Annotated in this window: 20 protein-coding genes; 13 read left to right on the forward strand and 7 right to left on the reverse strand. The window is 63.4% G+C overall.

Going from position 1 to position 23,708, the window contains the following annotated elements; translation table 11 throughout:
- Positions 1 to 3: 3 nt before the first annotated feature.
- Positions 4 to 708 (reverse strand): SDR family oxidoreductase, encoded by a 705-nt coding sequence (locus HU752_RS13860; protein WP_186688310.1) that lies wholly within the window; start codon positions 706 to 708, stop codon positions 4 to 6.
- Positions 709 to 807: 99 nt separating this feature from the next.
- Positions 808 to 1,701, reverse strand: a complete 894-nt coding sequence (locus tag HU752_RS13865) for a LysR substrate-binding domain-containing protein (RefSeq protein WP_186688320.1) — start codon at positions 1,699 to 1,701, stop codon at positions 808 to 810.
- A gap of 267 nt (positions 1,702 to 1,968) precedes the next feature.
- Here HU752_RS13865 and HU752_RS13870 point away from each other — a divergent pair, with 267 nt between their 5' ends.
- From HU752_RS13870 to HU752_RS13905, 8 genes are all read left to right on the forward strand, one after another.
- The gene (locus HU752_RS13870) at positions 1,969 to 2,709 is read left to right on the forward strand and encodes a gluconate 2-dehydrogenase subunit 3 family protein (RefSeq protein ID WP_186688324.1); all 741 of its coding nucleotides are present in this window, start codon (positions 1,969 to 1,971) and stop codon (positions 2,707 to 2,709) included.
- A gap of 3 nt (positions 2,710 to 2,712) precedes the next feature.
- A complete protein-coding gene (locus HU752_RS13875) occupies positions 2,713 to 4,497 on the forward strand; it encodes a GMC family oxidoreductase (RefSeq protein ID WP_186688327.1) in 1,785 nt (594 codons plus the stop codon).
- Positions 4,498 to 4,510: 13 nt separating this feature from the next.
- Positions 4,511 to 5,812 (forward strand): cytochrome c, encoded by a 1,302-nt coding sequence (locus tag HU752_RS13880; protein WP_186688330.1) that lies wholly within the window; start codon positions 4,511 to 4,513, stop codon positions 5,810 to 5,812.
- Between the two features lie 226 nt (positions 5,813 to 6,038).
- Positions 6,039 to 7,061: a LacI family DNA-binding transcriptional regulator gene (locus HU752_RS13885; protein WP_186688332.1), complete on the forward strand. Its 1,023-nt coding sequence runs from the start codon at positions 6,039 to 6,041 to the stop codon at positions 7,059 to 7,061.
- A gap of 63 nt (positions 7,062 to 7,124) precedes the next feature.
- Positions 7,125 to 7,904: a sugar phosphate isomerase/epimerase family protein gene (locus HU752_RS13890; protein ID WP_186688334.1), complete on the forward strand. Its 780-nt coding sequence runs from the start codon at positions 7,125 to 7,127 to the stop codon at positions 7,902 to 7,904.
- Positions 7,897 to 8,847: a sugar kinase gene (locus tag HU752_RS13895; protein ID WP_186688336.1), complete on the forward strand. Its 951-nt coding sequence runs from the start codon at positions 7,897 to 7,899 to the stop codon at positions 8,845 to 8,847. Before HU752_RS13890 ends, HU752_RS13895 begins: the two co-directional genes overlap by 8 nt.
- Before the next feature lie 63 nt (positions 8,848 to 8,910).
- A complete protein-coding gene (locus HU752_RS13900; RefSeq protein ID WP_186688338.1) occupies positions 8,911 to 10,191 on the forward strand; it encodes an MFS transporter in 1,281 nt (426 codons plus the stop codon).
- An 11-nt stretch (positions 10,192 to 10,202) separates the two neighbouring features.
- Positions 10,203 to 11,198: a 2-hydroxyacid dehydrogenase gene (locus tag HU752_RS13905; RefSeq protein ID WP_186688340.1), complete on the forward strand. Its 996-nt coding sequence runs from the start codon at positions 10,203 to 10,205 to the stop codon at positions 11,196 to 11,198.
- A 20-nt stretch (positions 11,199 to 11,218) separates the two neighbouring features.
- Here HU752_RS13905 and HU752_RS13910 read toward each other — a convergent pair whose 3' ends face one another.
- Together HU752_RS13910 and HU752_RS13915 are read right to left on the reverse strand one after the other, a co-directional pair.
- On the reverse strand, positions 11,219 to 11,623 hold the full coding sequence (locus tag HU752_RS13910) for a helix-turn-helix domain-containing protein (RefSeq protein ID WP_186688342.1): 405 nt from the start codon (positions 11,621 to 11,623) through the stop codon (positions 11,219 to 11,221).
- A gap of 166 nt (positions 11,624 to 11,789) precedes the next feature.
- Positions 11,790 to 13,355: a methyl-accepting chemotaxis protein gene (locus tag HU752_RS13915; protein ID WP_186688343.1), complete on the reverse strand. Its 1,566-nt coding sequence runs from the start codon at positions 13,353 to 13,355 to the stop codon at positions 11,790 to 11,792.
- 347 nt (positions 13,356 to 13,702) lie between these two features.
- Between HU752_RS13915 and ptaA the strand changes: the two genes are divergently transcribed.
- A complete protein-coding gene (gene ptaA / locus HU752_RS13920; protein WP_186688347.1) occupies positions 13,703 to 14,809 on the forward strand; it encodes a pyoverdine biosynthesis transaminase PtaA in 1,107 nt (368 codons plus the stop codon).
- A 143-nt stretch (positions 14,810 to 14,952) separates the two neighbouring features.
- Positions 14,953 to 15,201, forward strand: a complete 249-nt coding sequence (locus HU752_RS13925; RefSeq protein ID WP_186688349.1) for a DUF1652 domain-containing protein — start codon at positions 14,953 to 14,955, stop codon at positions 15,199 to 15,201.
- 6 nt (positions 15,202 to 15,207) lie between these two features.
- Here HU752_RS13925 and folD read toward each other — a convergent pair whose 3' ends face one another.
- Together folD and HU752_RS13935 are read right to left on the reverse strand one after the other, a co-directional pair.
- Entirely contained in the window at positions 15,208 to 16,110 is a 903-nt protein-coding gene (folD, locus tag HU752_RS13930; RefSeq protein WP_186688351.1) for a bifunctional methylenetetrahydrofolate dehydrogenase/methenyltetrahydrofolate cyclohydrolase FolD, read from the reverse strand.
- A gap of 296 nt (positions 16,111 to 16,406) precedes the next feature.
- A complete protein-coding gene (locus HU752_RS13935) occupies positions 16,407 to 17,450 on the reverse strand; it encodes an LLM class flavin-dependent oxidoreductase (protein ID WP_186688353.1) in 1,044 nt (347 codons plus the stop codon).
- A 215-nt stretch (positions 17,451 to 17,665) separates the two neighbouring features.
- Here HU752_RS13935 and HU752_RS13940 point away from each other — a divergent pair, with 215 nt between their 5' ends.
- Positions 17,666 to 19,612 (forward strand): methyl-accepting chemotaxis protein, encoded by a 1,947-nt coding sequence (locus HU752_RS13940; protein ID WP_186688356.1) that lies wholly within the window; start codon positions 17,666 to 17,668, stop codon positions 19,610 to 19,612.
- 48 nt (positions 19,613 to 19,660) lie between these two features.
- Here the strand turns inward: HU752_RS13940 and HU752_RS13945 are convergent, their stop codons facing one another.
- Complete coding sequence (locus HU752_RS13945) at positions 19,661 to 20,146, reverse strand: flavin reductase family protein (RefSeq protein WP_186688357.1); 486 nt, start codon at positions 20,144 to 20,146, stop codon at positions 19,661 to 19,663.
- Positions 20,147 to 20,472: 326 nt separating this feature from the next.
- On the opposite strand from HU752_RS13945, the gene HU752_RS13950 reads away from it, so the two are divergent.
- Together HU752_RS13950 and HU752_RS13955 are read left to right on the forward strand one after the other, a co-directional pair.
- Positions 20,473 to 21,870, forward strand: coding sequence for a purine-cytosine permease family protein (locus HU752_RS13950; protein WP_186688362.1), 1,398 nt, complete (start codon positions 20,473 to 20,475; stop codon positions 21,868 to 21,870).
- Positions 21,871 to 22,434: 564 nt separating this feature from the next.
- Positions 22,435 to 23,631 (forward strand): IS256 family transposase, encoded by a 1,197-nt coding sequence (locus HU752_RS13955; protein ID WP_217838493.1) that lies wholly within the window; start codon positions 22,435 to 22,437, stop codon positions 23,629 to 23,631.
- Positions 23,632 to 23,708: the final 77 nt, after the last annotated feature.

Below are 23,708 nucleotides of genomic sequence, written 5' to 3' on the forward strand. Positions count from 1 at the left end.
GGGTCAGATGCTGCGGGTGATACCGCCATCGACCCTGAGGTTCTGCCCGGTGATGTAGGCTGCGCCTGCGCTGGCGAGGAAGGCGACGGTGGCGGCAATTTCCTCGCTGGTGCCGTAGCGCTTGAGCGGCACGCTGTCGCGGCGCTGTTCGGTCTGCGGCAGGCTGTCGATCCAGCCAGGGAGGATGTTGTTGATCCGCACGTTATCGCCGGCGTACTGGTCGGCGAAGATCTTGGTGAAGGCGGCCAGCCCGGAGCGGAATACCGCCGAGGTCGGGAACATCTCGCTGGGTTCGAAAGCCCAGGCGGTGGAGATGTTGATGATCACCCCGGCCTGCTGGCGCTGCATGATCGGCGTGACCAGGCGGGCAGGGCGGATCACGTTGAGCAGGTAGGTTTCCATGCCCTTGTGCCAGTCCTCGTCGCTGATCTCCAGGATCGGTGCGCGCGGGCCATGCCCGGCGCTGTTGACCAGCACATCGATGCGTCCCCATTTTTCCACCACGGCATCCACCAGGCGCTGCAGGTCCTGCACCGACTGGTTGCTGCCGGTCACGCCGATACCACCAAGCTCATGGGCCAGCGCTTCGCCCTTGCCCGAGGAAGACAGGATGCCGACCTTGAAGCCGTCCGTGGCCAGGCGCCGCGCCGCCGCCGCGCCCATGCCACTGCCACCGGCGGTGATGATTGCCACTTTTTCTGCTGACATACGCTCTCCCAGGTTGCGCACCGTGTTGGTTCAGATCGATCCACCCTATCAGCAGGCGCGTCGACGAGGGAGGTAGCCGAGCTTTATCAAGGCAGTAGCTTAACTACTGGGTATCTGTTGCTTCAGCCAATCCTTGACCAGTAGCAGGAGGGGGGACTGTCGGGCCTTGCGGGGCCATACCAGGTAGAACGCCTTGTCGAGCCGAAGCTGCAGGGCGAACACCTGGACCAGCCGCCCGGCGGCGATATCGTCCTTGACGAACGCCTGGCTGGCGAGGGCGATGCCCTGGCCGCCGATGGCCGCTTCGATCGCCAGCGAGGTCTGGTTGAAGCGCATGTTTTTGGCGGTCGGTTGCCCGTGGTGGGGGAACAGCGCCGCGGTGAACTCGGGCCAGACATTGTGCGCGTCGTGCAGCATGGGGAAGTCCTGCAGGCCCGCGAAGCTGGTGGGGCGCGGCCTGCCGTCGAACAGGCGCGGACTGGCTACCGCGATGACCCGTTGCTCCATCAACAGTTCGGTGTTCAGGCCTGCGCCAAATGCGGGAGAACCGTAGCGAACGGCCAGGTCCACGGCATCGGTCTGGAAATGCGAGAGTCGGTCGGTCGCCAGGACCCGCAGGTCGACATCCGGGTGGGCGTCGGCAAAGGCCCCAAGCCGGGGAATCAGCCACTTCGAGGCAAAGCTTGGGGTGACACTGACCGTCAGGTGCGAGGACACCGGTTTGAGCAGCCGCGTCGCTTCATCGATCATGGTCAGTGCCGTGCGAATGCTGGTGCTGTAGGCCAGGCCGGCATCGGTCAGGCCCAGACCACGTGGCAGGCGATCGAACAGGCGGATGTTCAGCGTGGCCTCCAGGCCGCGTATTTGCTGTGCCACCGCCGCCTGGGTCACGCCCAGCTCCTCGGCGGCGAGGCGGAAGTTCAGGTGGCGCGCCACCACTTCGAACACCCGGAGTGCATTGAGGGGCGGCAGTGCCGGGAAACCTTCGGACATGGCAATGGAATTTCTATCGAATGGTGAGAGACACCGAGGCTAGCCCCTGGCGTGCGCAAAGGGAACCCGTGTCGTTGGAAAACTCACTGGCTGATCGAACTCTGGGACCGCAGCCTTGTGGCCGCTTCTCCGTCGACAAAGGAATGTAACCGGTTTCAAAGACGCTTCAAAAACGCTAAATTACTCGGCTGAACGTTTGCAACGACCGACCACTCGAAAACCAGAAGGCGCCGCTCCGAGCCGCCCAACGCCGATGAGGATTCAACAATGCCTGAGCATGCTCCCGATAACCCGCGCAGGGACTTCCTGCGCAAAACGCTGACCCTGATCCCCGTCGTGACGGTGGCGAGCACCGGCCTGGGCTTTGGCGCCGGCCAGTTGAGCGCAGCGCCTGTGCGCGAGCCACGGGTGCCTGCAACCCCGCCGCCAAGCCAGTACCAGCCGACCTTCTTCACCGCTGAGGAGTGGGCGTTCCTGCAGGCCGCCGTCTCTCGCATCATCCCGGCCGACGACCTCGGTCCCGGTGCGCTGGAGGCCGGTGCTGCCGAGTTCATCGACCGGCAGATGAACACTCCCTACGCCACGGGCGCGCAGTGGTACATGCAGGGGCCGTTCAAGGCCGATGCCGCCCCCGAGCTGGGTTATCAGTTGCAACTCAGTCCGCAACAGATCTATCGCCTGGGTATCGCCGCGGCGCAGGCGTGGTGCAAAACCACCACCGGTAAAACTTTTGACGCGCAAGACAGCGCTACCCGGGACCATGTTCTCCGCAAGATCGAGTCCGGTGAGGCCGTTTTCGAGCAAGTGCCGGCCAAGGTGTTTTTCAGTCTGTTGGTGCAGAACACCCGTGAAGGGTTCTTCTGCGACCCGATCCACGGGGGCAACCGCGGCATGGTCGGCTGGACGCAGATCGGCTTTCCGGGTGCCCGGGCGGATTTCATGGACTGGGTCGAGCGCAACGAACCTTACCCGTTCCCGGCAGTATCGATTCGCGGCGAGAGGGCGTAACCCATGGCCAACGCAATGAAAAAGGTCGACGCGGTGATCGTCGGTTTCGGCTGGGCCGGTGCGATCATGGCCAAGGAGCTCACCGAGGCCGGGCTGCACGTCGTGGCGCTGGAGCGCGGACCGATGCAGGACACCTACCCGGAAGGCAGCTATCCGCAGGTCATCGATGAGCTGACCTACAGTGTGCGCAAGAAGCTGTTCGTCGATGTCTCGAAAGAGACAGTCACCATCCGCCACAGCGTCAATGACGTGGCACTGCCCAATCGACAACTGGGGGCCTTCCTGCCGGGCAAGGGCGTCGGTGGCGCGGGGCTGCACTGGTCCGGCGTGCATTTCCGGGTCGACCCGATCGAGCTGCGCATGCGCAGCCACTATGAGGAGCGCTATGGCAAGCGCTTCATTCCCGAAGGCATGACCATCCAGGACTTCGGTGTCAGCTACGAGGAGCTCGAGCCCTATTTCGACTTCGCGGAAAAGGTCTTTGGCACCTCGGGCCAAGCCTGGACTGTCAAGGGCGAGCTCGTTGGCGAAGGCAAGGGCGGCAACCCCTACGCACCGGACCGCTCCAACCCGTTCCCGCTGCCCGCGCAGAAGAACGTGGTGTCGGCCCGGCTGTTCGAACAGGCGGCCAGCCACCTGGGCTACAAGCCCTACAACCTGCCTTCGGCCAACACCTCCGGGCCCTACACCAACCCCTATGGCGCGCAGATGGGACCGTGCAACTTCTGCGGCTTCTGCAGTGGCTACGTATGCTACATGTACTCCAAGGCCTCGCCGAACGTGAACATCCTGCCGGCGTTGCGCCAGGTGCCGAATTTCGAGCTGCGGGCCAACGCCCATGTGCTGCGGGTGAATCTCGACGACAGCAAGCGCAAGGCGACCGGCGTGACCTACATCGATGCCCAGGGGCGTGAAGTCGAGCAGCCGGCGGACATCGTCATTCTTTCCGCCTTCCAGTTCAACAACGTGCGCCTGATGCTGCTGTCCGGCATTGGCAAGCCTTACGACCCGATCAAGAACGAAGGGGTCGTGGGCCGCAACTTCGCCTACCAGAACATGGGCACGGTCAAGGCGTTCTTCGACAAGGACACCTACACCAACAACTTCATCGGTGCGGGCGGCAACGGTATTGCGATCGATGATTTCAACGCCGACAACTTCGACCACGGCCCGCATGGCTTCGTCGGTGGTTCGCCGATGTGGGTGAACCAGGCCGGTAGCCGGCCGATTGCCGGTATCGCCAACCCACCGGGTACGCCTGCCTGGGGCAGCGCCTGGAAGAAGGCCACCGCCGATTACTACACCCACCAGGTGTCAATGGACGCCCATGGCGCGCACCAGTCCTACCGCGGCAATTACCTGGACCTGGACCCGACCTACCGGGACGCCTACGGCCAGCCGCTGTTGCGCATGACTTTCGACTGGCAGGAAAACGACATCAGGATGAACCAGTTCATGGTCGACAAGCTGAGCAAGATCGCCCAGGCAATGAATCCCAAATCCATTGCCATCCTCGGCAAGAAGGTCAAGGAGCACTTCAACACCGCCAGCTACCAGACCACTCACCTCAACGGCGGCGCGATCATGGGCACCGACCCGAAGACCAGCGCCCTGAACCGTTACCTGCAGAGCTGGGACGTGCACAACGTGTTCGTTCCGGGCGCCTCGGCGTTTCCCCAGGGGCTGGGGTACAACCCGACCGGCCTGGTGGCCGCGCTGACCTACTGGTCGGCCCGGGCCATTCGCGAGCAGTACCTGAAAAACCCCGGCCCGCTGGTCCAGGCTTGAGGAGCGAGAGAACATGACGAAAATGTTGATCGCAGCGCTCCTGTTCAGCGCCAGTGCAACGGTCCAGGCGGCCGAATCCGGCGAGGCGCTGGTCAAGAGAGGCGAGTACCTGGCCCGTGCCGGCGACTGCGTGGCCTGCCATACCGCCAAGGGCGGCAAGCCTTTTGCCGGTGGCCTGCCGATGCCGACGCCGATCGGTACCGTGTACTCCACCAACATCACCCCGGACACCAGCGGCATTGGTCGCTACAGCTTCGAAGATTTCGACCAGGCGGTACGCAGGGGCATTGGCAAGGATGGCAGCACGCTGTACCCGGCCATGCCGTATCCGTCCTACGCGCGGGTCAATGACGAGGACATGAAGGCGCTCTACGCCTATTTCATGAAGGGTGTCGAACCCGTTGCACAGCCGAACCGGGCCACCGATATTCCCTGGCCGCTGAGCATGCGCTGGCCGCTGGCGATCTGGCGTGGCCTGTTCGCGCCAGAGGCCAAGGCCTGGGTGGCGCCGGCCAATGCCGACCCGGTTGTCAGCCGTGGAGCCTACCTGGTCGAGGGGTTGGGGCATTGTGGTGCCTGCCATACCCCGCGGGCGTTGACCATGCAGGAAAAGGCGCTCAACCCGCAGGAGGGTGATCAGTTCCTGGCCGGCAGTGCGCCGCTGGAAGGCTGGATCGCCAAGAGCCTGCGCGGTGACCACAAGGATGGCCTGGGCAGTTGGAGCGAGGAGCAGTTGGTGCAGTTCCTCAAGACCGGTCGCAGTGATCGCAGCGCGGTATTCGGCGGCATGAGCGATGTGGTCGAGCACAGCATGCAGTACATGACGGAGGCCGACCTGACCGCCATCGCCCGGTACCTGAAGACGCTGCCACCGAGCAAGGCGGACGACCAGCCGCACGTCTACGACAAGCAGGTCGCGGACGCCTTGTGGAAGGGCGATGACAGCAAGCCGGGGGCGTCGGTCTACATCGACAACTGCGCGGCCTGCCACCGCACCGACGGCCATGGCTATACCCGGTTCTTCCCGGCGTTGGCCGGCAACCCGGTGGTGCAGACGCAGGACCCGACCTCGCTCATTCACGTGGTGCTGGCCGGCGGGACGGTGCCTGCAACGCACTCGGCGCCCTCGAACATCACCATGCCGGCCTTCGGCTGGCGCCTGAGCGACCAGGAGGTGGCCGAGGTGGTCAGTTTCATCCGTAGCAGTTGGGGCAACCAGGGCAGTGCGGTGACGGCGGACGACGTGGCCAGGTTGCGTACACCTGAACTGGGCCAGACCTCAGGCAGCGACACGAGGAACGTCACCCGCAACTAGTGGCCACACAGGCCACTAGCCCATCTCCCGGGTCGGCTGGCTCCATGTCGCTGGCCGGCCCGGGTTTGTGCAGTGATTCCGGGAAAATCCGAGCGAAGGCGAACGGCTGGTTTTCGGCGAATGTTTGTTAACATCCGACGAACGGTAGATGACGGATGCGCCCGGTTTTGATGTATTGAAACCGGTTTCATTCATCGTCTCAAACAATAACCACAAGAGACCTTCGATGACGGATTTTCCTTCCAGCTCGCGAGAGCGGGTCACCATCAGCCAGGTCGCACGGGCTGCCGGCGTGTCAAAAGCGACCGTCTCGCGCTACATCGGCGGCGATCGGCAACTGCTGGCCGAGGCTACCGCACAGCGCCTCGCCGAGGTCATCCAGCGCCTGGGCTATCGTCCCAACCAGATGGCCAGGGGCCTCAAGCGCGGCCAGACGCGCCTGGTCGGCATGCTGGTGGCCGACATTCTCAATCCCTATTCGGTGGCGGTCATGCGCGGCGTCGAGAAGGCTTGCCGGCAGCACGGCTACACCCTGCTGCTGTGCAACACCAACCGCGACGACGAGCAGGAGCGCCATCACCTGCAGATGCTGCAGTCGTACAACATCGAAGGCCTGATCGTGAACACGCTCGGCCACCATCGCGGTGAACTGGTCGAACTGCAACGCGACATGCCGATGGTGCTGATCGATCGCCAGTTGCCGGAACTCAATGTCGACATGGTCGGCCTGGATAACGCCGACGCGGTCGAACAGGCCCTGGACCACCTGCAAGGGCGCGGCTATCGCGACATCCTCGCGGTGACCGAGCCCCTCGATGGCACCAGCTCGCGCCAGGAGCGGGTACAGGCCTTCACCGAATCCATTCAACGCCGTTCGGGCATCCGCCAGCAGATCCTGGAGATCACCTCGAGCCTTGAGGATGACCTGGGCAGCTTCCTCGACTCGAACGGCCATGGTCCACAGGCCATCTTCACCTGCAACGGCGTCGCCACCCTGGCCGTCACGCGCGCACTGCATGGCAGGGGCCAGCGCCTGTTCGAGGACGTCGGCCTGCTCGCGCTGGACGAGCTGGACTGGTACCCGCTGGTTGGCAGCGGTATCACCGCGTTGGCCCAGCCGACCGAATCCATTGGCGTCACGGCCTTCGAGTGCCTGCTCAGGCGCCTGCGTGGAGAGGGCGACGAGCCCCGGCGAATCGACCTCAAGGCTGAGCTGATCGTCCGAGGGTCCACTCACCTGAACAACTGAGCGGTTGTGCAGATGGTTTTCTGCCAATCAAAAATGAAACCGGTTTCATCAAGGATAACAACAATGCGCTTGAACCCCGTTTCCATCAGTCTCTCCAGCTTTGGTGCCGACGCTGTACGGCAGTCTGGCCAGGAGAGTTTTCTGCAGTTGCTGGCGGCTGCCGGCGTGTCTCGTGTCGAGTTTCGCGAGGAACTGTTCGACGGAGCGCCGGATACCGCAGCCCTGCGCTCGGCGACTGCGGCACTGGACCTTGAGTGCCTGTTCTCCTCGCCGCTCGAGCTGTGGACCGAGCAGGGCACACTCAATCCGCTGCTGCCGCAGAAGCTGGCGCTGGCGAGCCGTCTGGGGGCCGTGGCACTCAAGGTCTCGCTTGGGCATTACCAGCCTCGATGCGAGGTGTCGGCCTTGCGGGCATTGGTCGCTGCCGGCAGCCCCAGGCTGCTGGTGGAAAATGACCAGACCGTGCAAGGCGGGCGAATCGCGCCCTTGCTGGGTTTCTTCGAGCGGGTCGAGGCCCTGGAGCTTCCCGTCGGCATGACCTTCGACATCGGCAACTGGCATTGGCAGGACGAGTCGGCCATCCGGGCCGCACGCATGTTCGGCCGATGGGTGCAGTATGTGCACTGCAAGGCCGTGGAGCGCCAGCCCTCGGGGCGCCTGGTCGCGGTGCGGCCACGTGCGGCCGACCTGATGGCCTGGGCGGCACTGCTGGGTGAGTTCACCCCAGGCGTGGTGCGGGCGGTGGAATATCCCCTGGTGGACGACGATCTGTTGGCGCTCACGCGTGCCCAGGTCAACAACCTGGCCAGGCTCGGACTGGGCGAGGAGGTCAGCCATGTTTGAACACGATGTGCTGTGCTTCGGCGAGACCATGGCGATGTTCGTCGCCGACCAGCCGGGTGATCTTGCCCAGGTCAGCCAGTTCACCAAGCGGATCGCCGGTGCCGACAGCAATGTCGCCATCGGGCTGTCCCGGCTGGGCTTCAGGGTGCGCTGGCTGAGCCGGGTCGGGAGTGACGCCCTGGGGCGCTTCGTCGTCGACAGCCTGCGACAGGAAGGACTGGATTGCCAGGGCGTCGAGGTCGATCCCCTGCACGCCACGGGCTTCCAGCTCAAGGAGCGGCGCGATGATGGCGGTGACCCGAGTGTGGAGTACTTTCGGCGCAACTCGGCGGCCAGTCACCTGTCGCCGGCCATGATCGAGGGGCAGCACCTGCAGGTCCGTCACCTGCATGCCACGGGCATTCCGCTGGCGTTGTCGCCGACCTGCCGGGCGCTCTCGCATGCGCTGGTGGACACCATGCGCGAGGCCGGCCGAAGCATCTCCTTCGACCCCAACCTGCGCCCCTCGTTGTGGCCCGATACCGCGACCATGGTGCGCGAAGTCAACGCGCTGGCGGTGAAGGCCGACTGGCTGCTGCCGGGCCTGGAGGAAGGGCGCCTGCTGACCGGGTTGCGCGAGCCGGCCGATATCGCGGCGTTCTACCTCGACCGCGGCGCCGAGCGGGTGGTGATCAAGCTGGGAGAGCAGGGCGCCTACTTTCGTACACAGCGAAACGAGGGGTATGTCCCGCCGGTCATCGTGCCCAAGGTGATCGACACGGTCGGTGCGGGCGATGCGTTCGCTGTCGGCGTGCTCAGTGGCCTGCTCGAAGGCCACGAGCTGGCCCGGGCGGTCGCGCGTGGCAACTGGTGCGGCAGCCGCGCCGTCCAGTCGCGCGGCGACATGGAGGGATTGCCCTGGCGACATGAACTCGAGGAACAGGACAAGCGCAGGAGCGCTTGAGCCATTCAAACCGGATTGCCGAAACCTGTTGCGACAACAATAACAAGCTCAGGAGAGTGAATCATGCAAACGACAAGCCTCGCCCCTCGCCGTTGGTGGTACATCATCCCCATCGTCTTCATCACCTACAGCCTGGCCTACCTGGACCGTGCCAACTATGGCTTCGCCGCCGCGTCCGGCATGGCTGAAGACCTCAAGATCACCCCGGCGCTGTCCTCGCTGCTGGGGGCACTGTTTTTCCTCGGCTACTTCTTCTTCCAGGTGCCAGGCGCCATCTACGCTGAAAAGCGCAGCGTGAAGAAACTGATCTTCGTCAGCCTCATTCTCTGGGGGGGACTGGCGACACTCACCGGCATGGTCAGCAACGTCTACATGCTGGTTGCCATCCGCTTCCTGCTGGGCGTGGTGGAGGCAGCGGTGATGCCGGCCATGCTGGTGTACCTGTGCCACTGGTTCACGCGGGCGGAACGCTCGCGGGCCAATACCTTCCTGATCCTCGGCAACCCGGCCACCATCCTGTGGATGTCGGTGGTGTCGGGCTATCTCATCCAGCACTTCGACTGGCGCTGGATGTTCATCATCGAAGGCTTGCCCGCGGTGATCTGGGCACTGCTCTGGTGGCGCCTGGTCGACGACCGGCCCGCCCAGGCCAACTGGCTGAGCGAGGCGCAGAAGGCGGACCTGCAGGCGGCGCTGGCGGCCGAGCAGCAGGGAATCAGGCCGGTGAAGAACTACCGCGAGGCGTTCCGCTCCCCGCAGGTGATCGTGCTGTCGCTGCAGTACTTCTGCTGGAGCATCGGCGTGTACGGTTTCGTGCTCTGGTTGCCGTCGATCCTCAAGCAGGCGGCCAACGTCGACATCGTGCAGGCGGGCTGGCTGTCGGCGGTGCCGTACCTGGCGGCGGTGCTGGCGATGATCGGCGTGTCCTGGGCGTCCGATCGCCTGCAGAAACGCAAGCGTTTCGTCTGGCCGCCGCTGCTGGTCGCCGCGCTGGCGTTCTATGGCTCCTATGCCCTGGGCAGCGAGCACTTCTGGCTGTCCTACGCGCTGCTGGTGGTTGCCGGGGCCTGCATGTACGCCCCTTATGGCCCGTTCTTCGCGATCGTGCCGGAGATCCTCCCCAGCAACGTGGCCGGGGGCGCCATGGCGCTGATCAACAGCATGGGCGCCCTCGGCTCCTTTGGTGGCTCGTGGCTGGTGGGCTACCTCAACGGGATGACCGGTGGTCCGGGAGCCTCCTACCTGTTCATGTGCGGTGCACTGCTCACGGCTGTGGTGCTGACCGCCGTACTCAACCCTTCGCAGACGCGGCGCCCGGGTGCCCGTCTGGCCGTAACGCACTAGGGAATACTGGGATGAAGAAGAGAATCGTGCTGTACAAGCGGCTGTCCGAAGACCTGATGGCACGGCTGCAGGAGCAGGTCGAGGTGACCTGGGTGGACATGGCGCAACCGGATGGCCTGGCCCGCTTGCGCGATGCCTTGCCCGGCGCCCATGGGCTGCTGGGCGCCAGTCTGCGGATCGACGCCAGCCTGCTCGACCTGGCCCCGCAGCTGGAGGTGATTTCCAGTGTGTCGGTAGGCGTGGACAACTATGACGTGGCGCAGCTGACCCGGCGTGGGGTGTTGTTGACCAACACCCCGGACGTCTTGACCGAGACGACGGCCGACACGGGGTTCGCGCTGATCCTGGCGAGTGCCCGCCGGGTCGTTGAGCTGGCCGACTGGGTGCGTGCGGGGCACTGGAAGGCGAGCCTGGGGCCGGCGCATTTTGGCAGTGACGTGCATGGCAAGACGTTGGGCATCGTCGGCATGGGCCGTATTGGCGAGGCACTGGCCAGGCGCGGTGCGGCCGGTTTCGGCATGCGCGTGCTCTACCACAGCCGTGGGCCCAAGCCCGAGGTGGAGGCCCGCTACGCCGCGCGCTATTGCAGCCTCGATGAGTTGCTGGGCCAGGCCGACTTCGTCTGCCTGACCGTGCCGTTGAGTGCCCATACGCAGGGGTTGATCGGTCGTCGTGAACTCGCCCTGATGAAGCCCGAGGCGATCCTGGTGAACATCGCGCGAGGGCGGGTCGTGGATGAAGCGGCGCTGATCGATGCCTTGCGTGAAAAGCGTATTCGCGGCGCAGGCCTGGACGTCTTTGCCCAGGAGCCGCTGGCGATCGATTCACCGCTGCTGAGCCTGGACAACGTGGTGGCGACACCGCATATCGGCTCGGCCACTCGGGAGACGCGCCAGGCGATGGCCAGCTGTGCCGTGGACAATCTGCTCAGTGCGGTGGCTGGAGTCCGTCCACCTGACCTGGTCAACGAGAGCGCATGGGGCGTTCGGGCGGCTGGGCCGCAGTAGGTCGATCCCGGCGGCCGCGCTCACTCGGCAAAACAGAACTCGGTCTGCTGGATCGACGGGGCCGGCTGCCGGGGCCGCGAAGTGGGGCGGCGCTGCGGCACTGGCAGTTCTTCCTCGAACGGGATCTGCAGCTTCTTCAGCGCTCCCGAGCGGGCCAGCTCGGTCGCTTCCTGTTCGATGCGACTGACCAGCACCTTGATCGACTCGCCGGTCTGCGCGCCCAGCGTGACGGCCATCAGCGTCAGCGGGCTCACGTTCAACGGAACACTCAAGGCACTGATCATTTCCAGCGTCGGGCAGCACTGGCCGCGCTCGAGCTTCGAGATGTACGTTCGGCTGCTGACTTCGGCGAGTTTTTTCTGTGACAGTCCACGTGTAGCGCGCAGGGCTTTGAGTACAGCGGCAAAGGTTGCTTTGAGCGACATAAAACGTTCCGTGAGAGGGGCATTCCTGTGTCAAACGGGAGAACTTTTCCGATGGAAATCAACGTCCCAGAGCTGACGAGGCTACCACAGCCAAGTCAGTTTCCGCTTCAGCCCCGGGCGTGATTTTTCCATGTGACCTGATTCTCCATTCCCTCTTTGCACCAGGCTATCGATTGAACCGCTCGACCAGGGAGTACTGGGTGGAGGCGGTCTTGCTCAAGTCCTTGCTCAGCTCCGTCGACAGGTTGGCCTGCTCCGAGGAGCGATCGGCCAGTTGGGCAATGGTGCTGATGTTGCGACTGATTTCTTCGGCGACCGCCGACTGTTCCTCCGTGGCGGTGGCGATCTGGGAGGTCATGTCGGTGATGTGGGCGACGGCCTCGCTGATGCCGACCAGCGCCTTGTCCGCCTCGAGCACCCAGGCGACACCTTCTTCGGCCTGGCGGTTGCCGTTCTCCATGGTTTGCACCGCGTTGTGGGACGAGGCCTGGAGTTTGGTGATCAGTTCATGGATCTGGCTGGTCGATTGCGAGGTTCGCTGTGCCAGTTGCCGGACCTCATCGGCGACCACCGCGAAGCCGCGGCCCATTTCACCGGCGCGTGCGGCCTCGATGGCGGCGTTCAGAGCCAGCAGGTTGGTCTGGTCTGCAATACCTTTGATCACATCGACCACGGTGCCGATTTCGTTGCTGTCCTTGGCCAACTGCGCCACCGTCGCGCCAGTCTCGCCGACGACCGCCGAAAGGCGCTCGATGGCCTGGCGCGTATCGCGGGCCACATCGCGGCCACGGCTGGTGAGCAGGTTGGCCTGCTGGGTGGCATCGGCGGTGCGCTGGACATGGCTGGCGACTTCCTGGGTGGTGGCCGCCATCTGGTTGACCGCGGCGGATACCTGTTCGGTTTCCAGGCGTTGGCGATCCAGGCCTCTGGAGCTGTCACTGGCCAACAGGTCGGATTGCCCGGCCAGCTCGCTGACCTGTTCGGCGGTGTCCTGCAGGCGCGTCAGGCAGGTCTTCAGGCGCGAGCTCTGGCTGACCAGGGCGGTTTCCAGGCGCCCCTGGTGGCCGCGGGCATCGCTGTACATCTTCGCCAGCAGGGCGTCGCTGGTCGAGGCTTCGACCAGCTGCAACAGGCGCAGGGTCCCTTGTTTCTGCCAGCGTGAAGAGAGCAGGCAGAGCGGCACTGAAACAACGGCGGTCAGGGCAATCGCCACGGGGGCACTGAGGTACAGGCCGCTCAAGGTGCCTGCCAGGCCCAGGACCAGGTAGGGCAGGTAGTCGAGCAGCGCCGGCAGCCAAGTGTCCTGGCGCGGCACGGCCGGCTTGCCCTGGGTGATGCGCTGGTACAGGGCCTCTGCGCGGCGCACCTGGTCGGCCGTCGGCTTGACCCTGACCGACTCGTAGCCCACCACCTGGCTGCCTTCGAAGATCGGTGTGACGTAGGCGTTGACCCAGTAGTGATCGCCGCTCCTGGCGCGATTCTTGACGATGCCCATCCATGGCTGGCCCTGCTTGAGGGCGCTCCACATGTGGGCAAAGACGGCCGGGGGAACATCGGGGTGGCGGACGATGTTCTGCGGCGCGCCAATCAGGTCGGCGCGATCGAAACCGCTGATGTCGACAAAGGCATCGTTGCAGTAGGTGATCACGCCTCGGGCGTCTGTCGTCGAGATGAGCTTCTGTTGCGGGGCAAGCGAGATTTCATGCTGTGTAACAGGCTGGTTGTTTCGCATTCCGACGGCTCCTGTCTTCCATGCAAAGCTATCTGCTGACGTTATGACGGGAAAAAGGGGGACTCGGATAGAGACTCTAGTTCAACTAATCGGGCCTGTTGGGGCGCCAGGTGCCTGCTCTACGCCAGCCGCACCGAAGGGCTCGATACCCCTGAATGCAGGCAGCAAGCGCGCTCGGGCGGTGTCGGTGAACAGAGCGATGATTGGATGGGGCCACTGTTTGTGTGGGAACTGATACACGATTTTTGATAAATCGTACTTTTTTCGACTCGTCCCCCTTGTTGGTAACAGATTTTTACAAGTGGCTTGGAGCTCATCCGGGCCGATGATCAAGGGAGATCGGGTGAATGGTTGATGTGACGCGTCGTTCGGTGGTGGGGCTGATGGCAGCGCTGCCGTTGTTGAGTGGGGCGGGGCGGGCGTTGGCCGCGACGTTGCCTGCCACGCCCAAGGCTTCCTCCGGCGAGGTCTATCTCAACTTCAACGAGAACCCCTGGGGGCCCTCGGCGGCGGCGCGCAAGGCCATGGCCGAGGGAGTGGCGCTGTCGGGCCGTTATCCCTACAAGTTCCAGTACCGCCTGGTGGACCTCCTGGCACGGCAACTGTCGGTCCCCGAGGAACATATCGAGATCTATGCCGGCTCCAAGGTCGCCCTGCAGCAGGCGGTGCTGGCCTACACCGGCAGCCGCAGCCTGGTGTTGGCGACCCCCACCTATGAGGCGCCGCGCATGGCGGCCGAGGCCCATGGCGCGACGGTGCACGAGGTCCCGCTCGATGCGGCGCATGCGCATGACATCAATGCGATGCTGGCGGCGGACACCCAGCTGGGGGTGATCTACATCTGCAACCCGAACAACCCGACCGGGACACTCACGCCGATGGCCCAGATCGAGCGAGCCTTGAAGGAGAAGCCCGCTGGTGCGCTGGTGGTGGTCGACGAGGCCTATATTCACTACTGCGATGCGCCCAGCTGCGTGCCGCTGGTCAAGGATCACCCCGACCTGCTGGTGCTGCGTACCTTCTCCAAGATCTACGGCATGGCGGGCGCGCGCCTGGGGTACGCGGTTGGCCAGCCGGCACTGCTGGCGAAGTTGAACGTGCTGGGTGAGCAGAATGTCGCTGCCGCGGCTTCATTGCTGGGCGCGATCGCCAGCCTCGAGGACCGCACGCTGCTGCCGGAGCGCAAGCAGAGCAACACGCGTATCCGCGATGAAAACATGACCTGGTTCCGCGACCGTGGGTTCACCTGCACCGCCGCCCAGGGCAATTTCTTCATGGTCGACCTGCGCCGCCCGGCCCAGGAGGTCGTCCAGGGGCTGGCGCAGCACGGAGTACGGGTGGGGCGAATCTGGGAGAACTGGCCGAACTGGGTGCGCATCACCGTCGGCAAGGAGGAGGAGATGGCACGCCTGAGAAGCGCCTTTGCCTTGGTGGCTTTGCCGGCCAAGCGCTGACCTTCTGGTACTGACGTGACGGCGATCACATTTTTCGCAGGTTATTGCCTGTTTGGGGGCATCACGCTGCAGGCAGATTGTAACAGTTGGGCTACGCTGATTCGGCAAGAGCTGCCTCAAGCTCCACTTCAGGGATGATCGTCATGCTTCCAGAACGTGAATTGTGCCAAATCATTGAGTCCGGCTTTCTGCCGCTGTCCTGTTCCTGCACCGTCAACGGCAACGGTTCGCTGATGGTGAAGATCTTCGACCCGATTTCCGGGCGCGTGGACCTGCAGCTCAATGGTGTCGCCGTCAGCAGCTTCGACAGCGTTCGTTCGGTCGCCAACTTCATTGGCGAACTGCGCACCGAGATGCAGGCCGGGCGCCGGGCCTTCGCCGGCGCGATCTAGCGCGGATCAGCCCGCTACTGCGGCGAGGGGCCGGCGAGCGCCCTGCAGGTGGGTGGCGATCACGGTGTTTTTCAGCAGATAGGCAATGGTCATCGGCCCGACGCCACCTGGCACCGGAGTGATGGCGCTGGCCACGGTACGTGCGCTGGCGTAGTCGACATCACCGACCAGGCGCGGACCCGCCTCGGTTTCGATACGGTTGATCCCGACGTCGATCACCACGGCCCCCGGCTTGAGCCAGCTGGCATCGATCAACTGCGGCCGCCCGACGGCTACCACCACGATATCGGCCAATCGGCACAGCGCTGGCGCATCGATGCTGCGAGAATGAATCACACTCACCGAACAGTGCGCTTGCAGCAGCAGGGTCGCCATGGGCTTGCCGACGATGTTCGAGCGACCGATGACCACTGCGTGCAGGCCGCTCACATCGCCACAGGTTTCCTGCAGCAGGCGCATGCAGCCACTGGGCGTGCAGGGTGTCAGCACCTCGGCACCCTGGACCAGGCCGCCGACGTTTTCCCGATGAAAGCCGTCGACGTCCTTGATCGGGTCGATGGCGTGGATCACCGCCTGTTCCTCGATATGCGCCGGTAGCGGCAATTGCACCAGGATGCCGTTCACCGCCGGGTCGGCGTTGAGTTCGGCAATCAGTTGCAGGACTTCGGCCTGGCGGGTGCTGGCCGGCAGGCGATGTTCCAGGGAGCGGATACCGGCTTCCTCGGCACGCAGCAGCTTGTTGCGCACGTAGACATGGCTGGCTGGGTCATCGCCGACCAGCAGCACGGCAAGGGAGGGGATGACACCTTGCCCGGCCAGGGCCGCGACGTCCTCGCGGACTTCTTCGAGTACCCGGGCGGCAATGGCCTTGCCGTCGATATCACGGGCGAGGGAAGGGGTATTGCTCATGGATTGCGTCACCGTCGTCTGTAGCCAAAAGATCGGCAGCAGCTTGAATGCGGGGGTCAAGGCGCTGGCGGAATGACGGGAATATAGCACCTGCGTGTCGAGGGGCGGTGTGACATAGCGCAGCAGGTTGGCGGTGGAGCAGGGGCTCACCACGATCTGGTGGGAGCCGGCTTGCTGGCGATAGCGGTGTGTCAGGCGCTGCTGAATTCTCTGGATGACCGCCTGCGGCGGATCGCCAGCAAGCCGGCTCCCACAAGGGATTGGTGGAAGCCGGCAGATGGGAGGCTATACCGGACTCAGCGGAACGCCGGCACCACGTGCTGGATGAACAGCTCCAGCGACTTCTTCTTCTCGGCGTGCGGCAGGCTGTTGTCACACCAGAAGCTGAATTCGTCGACGCCCAGTTCCTGGTAGTAGCGGATACGAGTGATGACCTCTTCCGGTGTGCCAATCATGGTGTTCTTGCGGATGTTCTCCAGTTCGAATTCCGGACGCTCGGCGAACTTCTCTTCCGGGCTCGGTGCCAGGAAACCATTTTCCGGTACCTGCTTGTTGCCGAACCAGGCGTCAAAGGTGCGGTAGAACTTGTTGATGGCGGTGGCGCCGACTTTCCAGCCTTCCGGATCGTCCTTGGCATGCACGTGGGTGTGGCGCAGCACCATCAGTTGTGGGCGTGGTACGTCGGGGTTGTTGTCCAGGGCCGCCTGGAACTTGTTCTTCAGGTCCAGGACTTCCTCGTCGCCCTTCATCAGCGGCGTCACCATGACGTTGCAGCCGTTGGCGACGGCGAAGTTGTGCGAGTCCGGGTCGCGGGCGGCGATCCACATCGGCGGGTTGGGCTTCTGGACGGGCTTGGGCACGCTGGTGGAGGTCGGGAACTTCCAGATCTCGCCATCGTGGGCGTAGTCGCCTTGCCACAGGGCGCGAACCACCGGAACCATTTCCCGCAGGGCCAGGCCGCCGGACGAGGCAGGCATGCCGCCGGCCATGCGGTCGAATTCGACCTGGTAGGCACCCCGGGCCAGGCCGACTTCCATCCGGCCGTTGCTGATCACGTCGAGCAGGGCGCATTCGCCGGCAACCCGCAGCGGGTGCCAGAACGGCGCGATGATGGTCCCGGCGCCCAGGCGAATGGTGGTGGTGCGAGCCGCGAGGTAGGCCAGCAGCGGCATCGGGCTGGGCGAGATGGTGTATTCCATCGCGTGGTGCTCGCCGATCCAGACGGTGCTGAAACCACCGGCTTCAGCCATGAGCGTCAGTTCGGTCAGGTCTTCGAACAGTTGGCGGTGGCTGACGCTTTCGTCCCAGCGTTCCATGTGTACGAACAGGGAAAATTTCATGACGCTTACCTCGGGTCTCTTGTAGTTGGCCGGTCGAATGCGGGCCTGTTGCCTGGATGGCGCGCGGGGCGCAGCCGGATATGTTCAAGCGGTTCGAGTCGCCCAGCACACGACTGGTCCCTCGATAAGGTGTTGGTATACCATAATATGGAATATCCGCAAAACCTTTCTCTCCGACAAATCGCACTCACCTGACAAGGAAGGCGTGCTACCTGATGAACATAAAACAAAAACTGACCCTGGCATTCGCTGCGATTGCCGCCTTGCCTGTCATTCTCGTGGCAGTCCTGATCATCCTCAATCTGCGCAACGACGCCCGCGAGGCGTTCCTGGACAGCAGTGGCCGGGAAATCCGCCAGGTCGAGAACGCCATGCAACTGTTCTTCGAAGGCATCACCCAGAACGTCGATTACCTCGCCGAAGCACCCCCTCTGCAAAATATAGATGGCCAGCTCAAGCGCTACCTGGACGCCGACGCCCCGAAGGTTGCCATGGGCGAGCAGGACCAGCAGGTGTTCCGGCTGTTCGCGCAATTGGCCAAGAGCCATCCGGCCTACACCTACCTGTCACTGGGGACCCGGGAGGGTGGCTATGTGTTCTGGCCCGGCGATCCCAACCTCAACAGCTACGACCCGCGTACTCGCCCCTGGTACAAGGCCGCGATGGCCCAGCCGGGCAAGACCCTGCGTACCGGCGCCTACTACTGGGCTGCGGACAACGTGGTGCTGGTCAGTACCGTGCGCAGCTTCGCCAATCACCTGGGCGAGCAGGGCGGGGTGGTGAACATCGACGTCTCGCTCAAGCAGTTGACCGACCTGGTCAAGCAGATACGCCTGGGCGACAGTGGCTACCTGATGCTGACCGAAGGCAGTGACAAGGTGCTGGTGGACCCGCAACAGCCCGACCACAACTTCAAGAACCTCAGCCAACTGGGTGATGGCTACGCGAACCTCGCCAAGGCCGGCAAGGGGCTGGTCGAGGTCGAGCTGGGCGGTGAGCGCTACATGGCCAATGTCCAGCCTTCCGAGGCCCTGGGCTGGCGTTTCGTCGGCCTGGTGCGTGAAAGCGAGGTGATGGCCGGCGTCACGCGCCTGACCTGGGTCATCGCTGCCATCGCCGTGGTCTGCGCCGTGCTGTTCGCCTTTGCCGGCGCGTTTTTCGCCGGCCTCATCGTGCGGCCGATTCGCGGCGTGGCCAATGGCCTGGAAGGCATCGCCCAGGGCGAGGGCGACCTGACCGCCCGCCTGGAAGTACGCGGTCGGGATGAAACGGCGCAACTGGCAGGCTGGTTCAACCAGTTCCTGGAGGCGATCCGCAGCCTGATCCAGCGCATCGGCGAAGCGGCCGTGCAGATCCACACGACCTCCGGCAGCACCACCGTGGTGTCCCAGGAAATGGCCGAGGTCGCGGCACGCCAGCGCGAGGCGGTGGACATGGTCTCGACCGCCTTTCATGAAATGGTCGCCACCTCCAACGAAGTGGCGCGCTCCTGCAACCAGGCCGCCGACTCGGCGGACACCGGACAGCGCCAGGCCCACAGCGGGCAGAAACAGATCGAGACGGCGGTGAGCAAGGTCGACCGACTGAGCCAGGAGATCGGCCTGTCTGCCGAGGCCATGCAGCAACTGGCGCAGGACAGCAACGACATCCAGTCGATTCTCGGCACCATCCGCTCGATTGCCGAGCAGACCAACCTGCTGGCGCTCAACGCGGCGATCGAGGCCGCCCGTGCCGGTGAGCAGGGTCGTGGCTTTGCCGTGGTGGCCGATGAGGTGCGCGCGCTGGCCAAGCGCACGGCCGATTCCACCGGCGAAATCGATGAACTGCTCGGCACCCTGGCGCGCCGCACCCAGCAGATGGGCAAGCAGATGCATGCCAGCCTGGAGGTGTCCCAGGAGACCGTGGTGTCGATCAATGAGGCGCGGGCCAGTTTCGAGCTGATCCGCGAATCGGTGGACGTGATTCGCGACATGAACACCCAGATCGCCACCGCGGCTGAAGAGCAGCACCAGGTGGCCGAGGACATCAATCGGCACATCAGCCAGATTCATGGCGATGCGCAGTTGGTGGCGAATCTGGCGGACTCCACCAGCCAGGACGCGAGGAGTCTGACGCAGTTGTCGGAGACCTTGAACCAGTGGGTCCGGCGTTTCCGGACCTGAGGCGGGGAGCGCGGCGGTGCCGGTTGGCACTGCCGCATCGAGGTTCGATCAGGCGACGGCAGGCAGCGCGCCCATCTTGCCGTTGCAGTACACCAGCGGGCCGTTCTCGCGTTGCGGCACGATCAGGTTCTTCACCGCGCCGACCATGATGGCGTGGTCGCCGCCCTCGTATTCACGCCACAGCTCGCATTCAATGATCGCCGTGGCATTGGCCAGCAGCGGATTGCCCAGCTCGCTCAGGGTCCACTCGATGCCTTGCGCCTTGTCCTTGCCCTTGCGGGCGAAGGCGTAGGCCTCTTTCTGCTGCGCTTCGGACAATACGTGGATGGCGAAGCGCTTGCTCTTGATCAGGTGCGGGTACGAATCGGAGCTGTAGTTGGGGCAGAACAGCACCAGCGCCGGCTCCATCGACAATGAACTGAAGGCGCTGGCGGTGAGGCCAACGATCTGGCCGTCGTCGTCCAGGGTGGTGATCACGGTGACACCGGACGGGAACGAGCCCATGACTTGCTTGTAGAGGGTTGCGTCGATCATTGAAGGTACCTCGGGCGCCGGGAAGGCGGTTTTTTGTTTGATTATTGTCTGATGGTATACCGTAATTTTGTCTTTGCAAGGGCTTTTTCAGGGGCCCGACAAACGTTGTTTTATTGACGAAGGACCAGTATTTACGGGGCTTTCAGTTGATTCTATTGGCTTTTTTCAGAGCGAAAAGACGGATCAGATGGCCTTGGAAAGTACGGATCAGTCTTGTGGAATTTTTGGAATACCATAATATGGTGTTCATCTGAGCGGGTGCCGCAGAGCGCCCCCTGGTTTGGCTTCGTACAAAGATAAGAACAGACAAAACCGAGTTCATGACTATGTCCCAGCAAGATCCGTTGATCGAACAGCACACGGTCGACTACGTGCCGTTGGCCGAGCGCCATGGCAAGGCGCGTGACCTGTTTACCCTGTGGTTCAGTACCAACATCGCGCCCCTGCCGATCGTCACCGGGGCGATGGTGGTGCAGGTGTTCCACCTCAATCTGTTCTGGGGGCTGATCGCGATCGCCCTCGGGCACCTGATCGGAGGTCTGGTGATCGCCCTGGCATCGGCCCAGGGTCCAAGGATGGGCATTCCGCAAATGGTGCAGAGCCGCGGCCAGTTCGGTCGTTACGGCGCACTGCTGATCGTGTTCTTCGCCGCGATCATCTACGTCGGCTTCTTCATTTCCAACATCGTCCTGGCGGGCAAGTCCATCACCGGGATCGTCCCGTCGATGCCGATGTCGGCCAGCCTGTTGATCGGTGCGCTGGGGGCGACGGCCATCGGCGTGATCGGCTACCGCTTCATCCATAGCCTGAACCGCCTGGGTACCTGGATCATGGGCAGCGCCTTGCTCGCCGGGTTCATCTATATCTTCGCCCATGATCTGCCGGCGGATTTCTTCAGCCGTGGTGCGTTCAACCTGTCCGGTTGGGTGGCCACGGTGTCGCTGGGGGTGATCTGGCAGATCAGCTTCTCACCCTACGTGTCTGACTACTCGCGCTACCTGCCGGTCGATATCGGCATCAGCCGGCCGTTCTGGGCGACCTACCTGGGCGCGTCACTGGGCACGATCCTGTCGTTCTCCTTCGGCGCGGTAGCGGCCCTGGCCACCCCCGAGGGCACCGAGGCGATGCTGGCGGTCAAGCAGGCCACCGGTTGGCTGGGGCCGATCCTGATGGTGCTGTTCCTGCTCAACATCATCAGCCACAACGCGCTCAACCTGTATGGCGCGGTGTTGTCGATCGTTACCTCGATCCAGACCTTTGCGGTGAACTGGACACCGAGCATCAAGGTTCGGGTGCTGCTCTCGGCGGTGATTCTGGCCGGCTGCTGCCTGGTGGCACTGGGCGCTTCGGCGGACTTCATCTCGCACTTCATCGGGCTGATCCTGGCGCTGCTGCTGGTGCTGGTGCCGTGGGCTTCGATCAACCTGATCGACTTCTACATCATCAAGCGCGGGGAGTACGACATCGCTTCGATCTTCAGTGCGGATGGGGGCATCTACGGGCGCTTCAACCTGCATGCGATCGTGGCGTATTTCATCGGGATCCTGGTGCAGTTGCCGTTTGCCAATACGTCGCTGTATGTGGGGCCTTATGCCAATCTGGTGGAAGGGGCGGATCTGTCGTGGTTGGTGGGGTTGGTGGTGACGTGTCCGCTCTACTACTGTCTGGCGACGCGGACTCGCAAGGAGCGGGTGAAGGCGGGGCGGTTGAGGATTGCTGACTGACCTCTCTGGTTGACGGAAAAGGGGCGCCGGGGGGGATGTTCTGGGCGCCCTTTTTTGATTGTGTACATATCCGTTTGTGCGTTTAGCTGATGTTACGGTTTCGCCCCTTACGGGCGAGTCCCTTTTGCCAAACGACGCAAAAGGAACCAAAAGGTCTTGCCCCTCCATTGGCCCCTCGCTGCGCGAGGGGTTCCTTCGCTCCGGTCCTGTTTCGAGAGCACGCCGTGACGGGCCATCCATGGCCCAACACGGCTCGCCCGGCCTCCCTGCCGGGCGACTCTCGAAACAGAACCTCCACTCAGCCGGCTGGGAACGGGGCCGGTAGATCAAAAGCAAGATCAAAAGCCAAAGCCAAAGCCAAAGCCAAAGCCGAGTTCTTGGTTGAGCTGGATACTGCAGCCGCCACATGCCTCCTGTGGGAGCCGGCTTGCTGGCGATGGGATCGTGTCCCTAGAAGTGGTGTAACTGAACCAACCGAAGGCGCCCTGCGGGCGAAAGAGGTGGGTCATCGTGGTTCTTGGCTAACGTTGAGTTTGCGGACTTAACCTTCACCAGGAAACCACGATGACCAAGCCCACTATCGCATTGACCGAGTTGGTTGAGAAAGGGGCAGACGCTGATCTGCTCAAGCAAATGATCCAGTTTGTTGCCCAGCGCATGATGGAGTTCGACGTCGAGGGCTTGTGCGGCGCCGGTTTCGACGTCAAAAGCCCTGACCGAACAAACAGCCGCAACGGCTACCGCGATCGCCTCTGGCAAACTCGCGCTGGCGACGTTGACCTGAAGATCCCCAAGCTGCGCCAGGGCAGCTATTTTCCCGGTTTTCTCGAACCACGACGCACCGCCGAAAAGGCCATGGCAGCCGTGATCCAGGAAGCCTATATCCAGGGCGTTTCGACGCGCTCGGTCGACGAACTGGTCAAGGCCATGGGCATGTCCGGCATCTCGAAAAGCCAAGTATCCAGGCTCGCTGGCGAGATCGATGAGCGCGTCCACGCCTTCCTTGATCGACCGCTTGAGGGCGATTGGCCCTACCTGTGGATTGACGCTACCTACGTCAAGGTGCGGGAGGCCGGGCGCATCGTCTCGGTCGCCGTCATAATCGCTGTGGCCGTGAACACCAACGGCGGGCGCGAGGTGCTGGGTATGCGGGTTGGCCCGTCGGAAGCCGAACCGTTCTGGACGGACTTCCTGAGAAGCCTGATGCGACGCGGGCTGCGGGGTGTGAAACTGGTGATCTCTGACGCTCACGAAGGGCTCAAGGCCGCTGTTTCCAAGGTTTTCCACGCGACCTGGCAACGCTGTCGCGTTCACTTCATGCGCAATGCCATGGCCCATGTCGGCAAGGGCCAGCGCACCATGGTAGCGGCCTTGCTGCGCACGGTGTTTGCCCAGGACAGTCGAACCGAATGCCATCAGCAATGGCGGCTGGTGGCTGATCAACTTCGTGAGAAATACCCCAAGATCGCCACGCTCATGGACGGCTGCGAAGATGAAGTGCTGGCGCACATGGCCTTCCCGAAGGCACATCGACAGCAGTTACACAGCACTAACCCGCTGGAACGGCTAAACGCTGAGATCAAGCGGCGTACCGAAGTGGTGGGCATCTTCCCCAACGATCCGGCGATTACACGGTTGGTTGGGGCAATGCTGCTGGAGCAGAACGACGAGTGGTGCCTGCAACGGCGCTATATGCAGTTGGAGGCCTTCGAGGCGGTCAGCGATAATCCGCAGGCCAAGCTGTCGGCCGTGATCAACTAAACGGCAAACTCAGTGGCCAGAGCCATGATGAGTTACACCACGTCCTGGGACACGATCGGCGATGGCGTCCGTCCAGA

The sequence above is a fragment of the Pseudomonas vanderleydeniana genome (genome assembly GCF_014268755.2).
Taxonomy (GTDB): Bacteria; Pseudomonadota; Gammaproteobacteria; order Pseudomonadales; family Pseudomonadaceae; genus Aquipseudomonas; species Aquipseudomonas vanderleydeniana.

Coding starts and splice junctions, on each gene's coding strand:
- HU752_RS13860 (WP_186688310.1), bottom strand. CDS start 708: ATGTCAGCAGAAAAAGTGGCAATCATCACCGCCGGTGGCAGTGGCATG.
- HU752_RS13865 (WP_186688320.1), bottom strand. CDS start 1,701: ATGTCCGAAGGTTTCCCGGCACTGCCGCCCCTCAATGCACTCCGGGTG.
- HU752_RS13870 (WP_186688324.1), top strand. CDS start 1,969: ATGCCTGAGCATGCTCCCGATAACCCGCGCAGGGACTTCCTGCGCAAA.
- HU752_RS13875 (WP_186688327.1), top strand. CDS start 2,713: ATGGCCAACGCAATGAAAAAGGTCGACGCGGTGATCGTCGGTTTCGGC.
- HU752_RS13880 (WP_186688330.1), top strand. CDS start 4,511: ATGACGAAAATGTTGATCGCAGCGCTCCTGTTCAGCGCCAGTGCAACG.
- HU752_RS13885 (WP_186688332.1), top strand. CDS start 6,039: ATGACGGATTTTCCTTCCAGCTCGCGAGAGCGGGTCACCATCAGCCAG.
- HU752_RS13890 (WP_186688334.1), top strand. CDS start 7,125: ATGCGCTTGAACCCCGTTTCCATCAGTCTCTCCAGCTTTGGTGCCGAC.
- HU752_RS13895 (WP_186688336.1), top strand. CDS start 7,897: ATGTTTGAACACGATGTGCTGTGCTTCGGCGAGACCATGGCGATGTTC.
- HU752_RS13900 (WP_186688338.1), top strand. CDS start 8,911: ATGCAAACGACAAGCCTCGCCCCTCGCCGTTGGTGGTACATCATCCCC.
- HU752_RS13905 (WP_186688340.1), top strand. CDS start 10,203: ATGAAGAAGAGAATCGTGCTGTACAAGCGGCTGTCCGAAGACCTGATG.
- HU752_RS13910 (WP_186688342.1), bottom strand. CDS start 11,623: ATGTCGCTCAAAGCAACCTTTGCCGCTGTACTCAAAGCCCTGCGCGCT.
- HU752_RS13915 (WP_186688343.1), bottom strand. CDS start 13,355: ATGCGAAACAACCAGCCTGTTACACAGCATGAAATCTCGCTTGCCCCG.
- ptaA (WP_186688347.1), top strand. CDS start 13,703: ATGGTTGATGTGACGCGTCGTTCGGTGGTGGGGCTGATGGCAGCGCTG.
- HU752_RS13925 (WP_186688349.1), top strand. CDS start 14,953: ATGCTTCCAGAACGTGAATTGTGCCAAATCATTGAGTCCGGCTTTCTG.
- folD (WP_186688351.1), bottom strand. CDS start 16,110: ATGAGCAATACCCCTTCCCTCGCCCGTGATATCGACGGCAAGGCCATT.
- HU752_RS13935 (WP_186688353.1), bottom strand. CDS start 17,450: ATGAAATTTTCCCTGTTCGTACACATGGAACGCTGGGACGAAAGCGTC.
- HU752_RS13940 (WP_186688356.1), top strand. CDS start 17,666: ATGAACATAAAACAAAAACTGACCCTGGCATTCGCTGCGATTGCCGCC.
- HU752_RS13945 (WP_186688357.1), bottom strand. CDS start 20,146: ATGATCGACGCAACCCTCTACAAGCAAGTCATGGGCTCGTTCCCGTCC.
- HU752_RS13950 (WP_186688362.1), top strand. CDS start 20,473: ATGTCCCAGCAAGATCCGTTGATCGAACAGCACACGGTCGACTACGTG.
- HU752_RS13955 (WP_217838493.1), top strand. CDS start 22,435: ATGACCAAGCCCACTATCGCATTGACCGAGTTGGTTGAGAAAGGGGCA.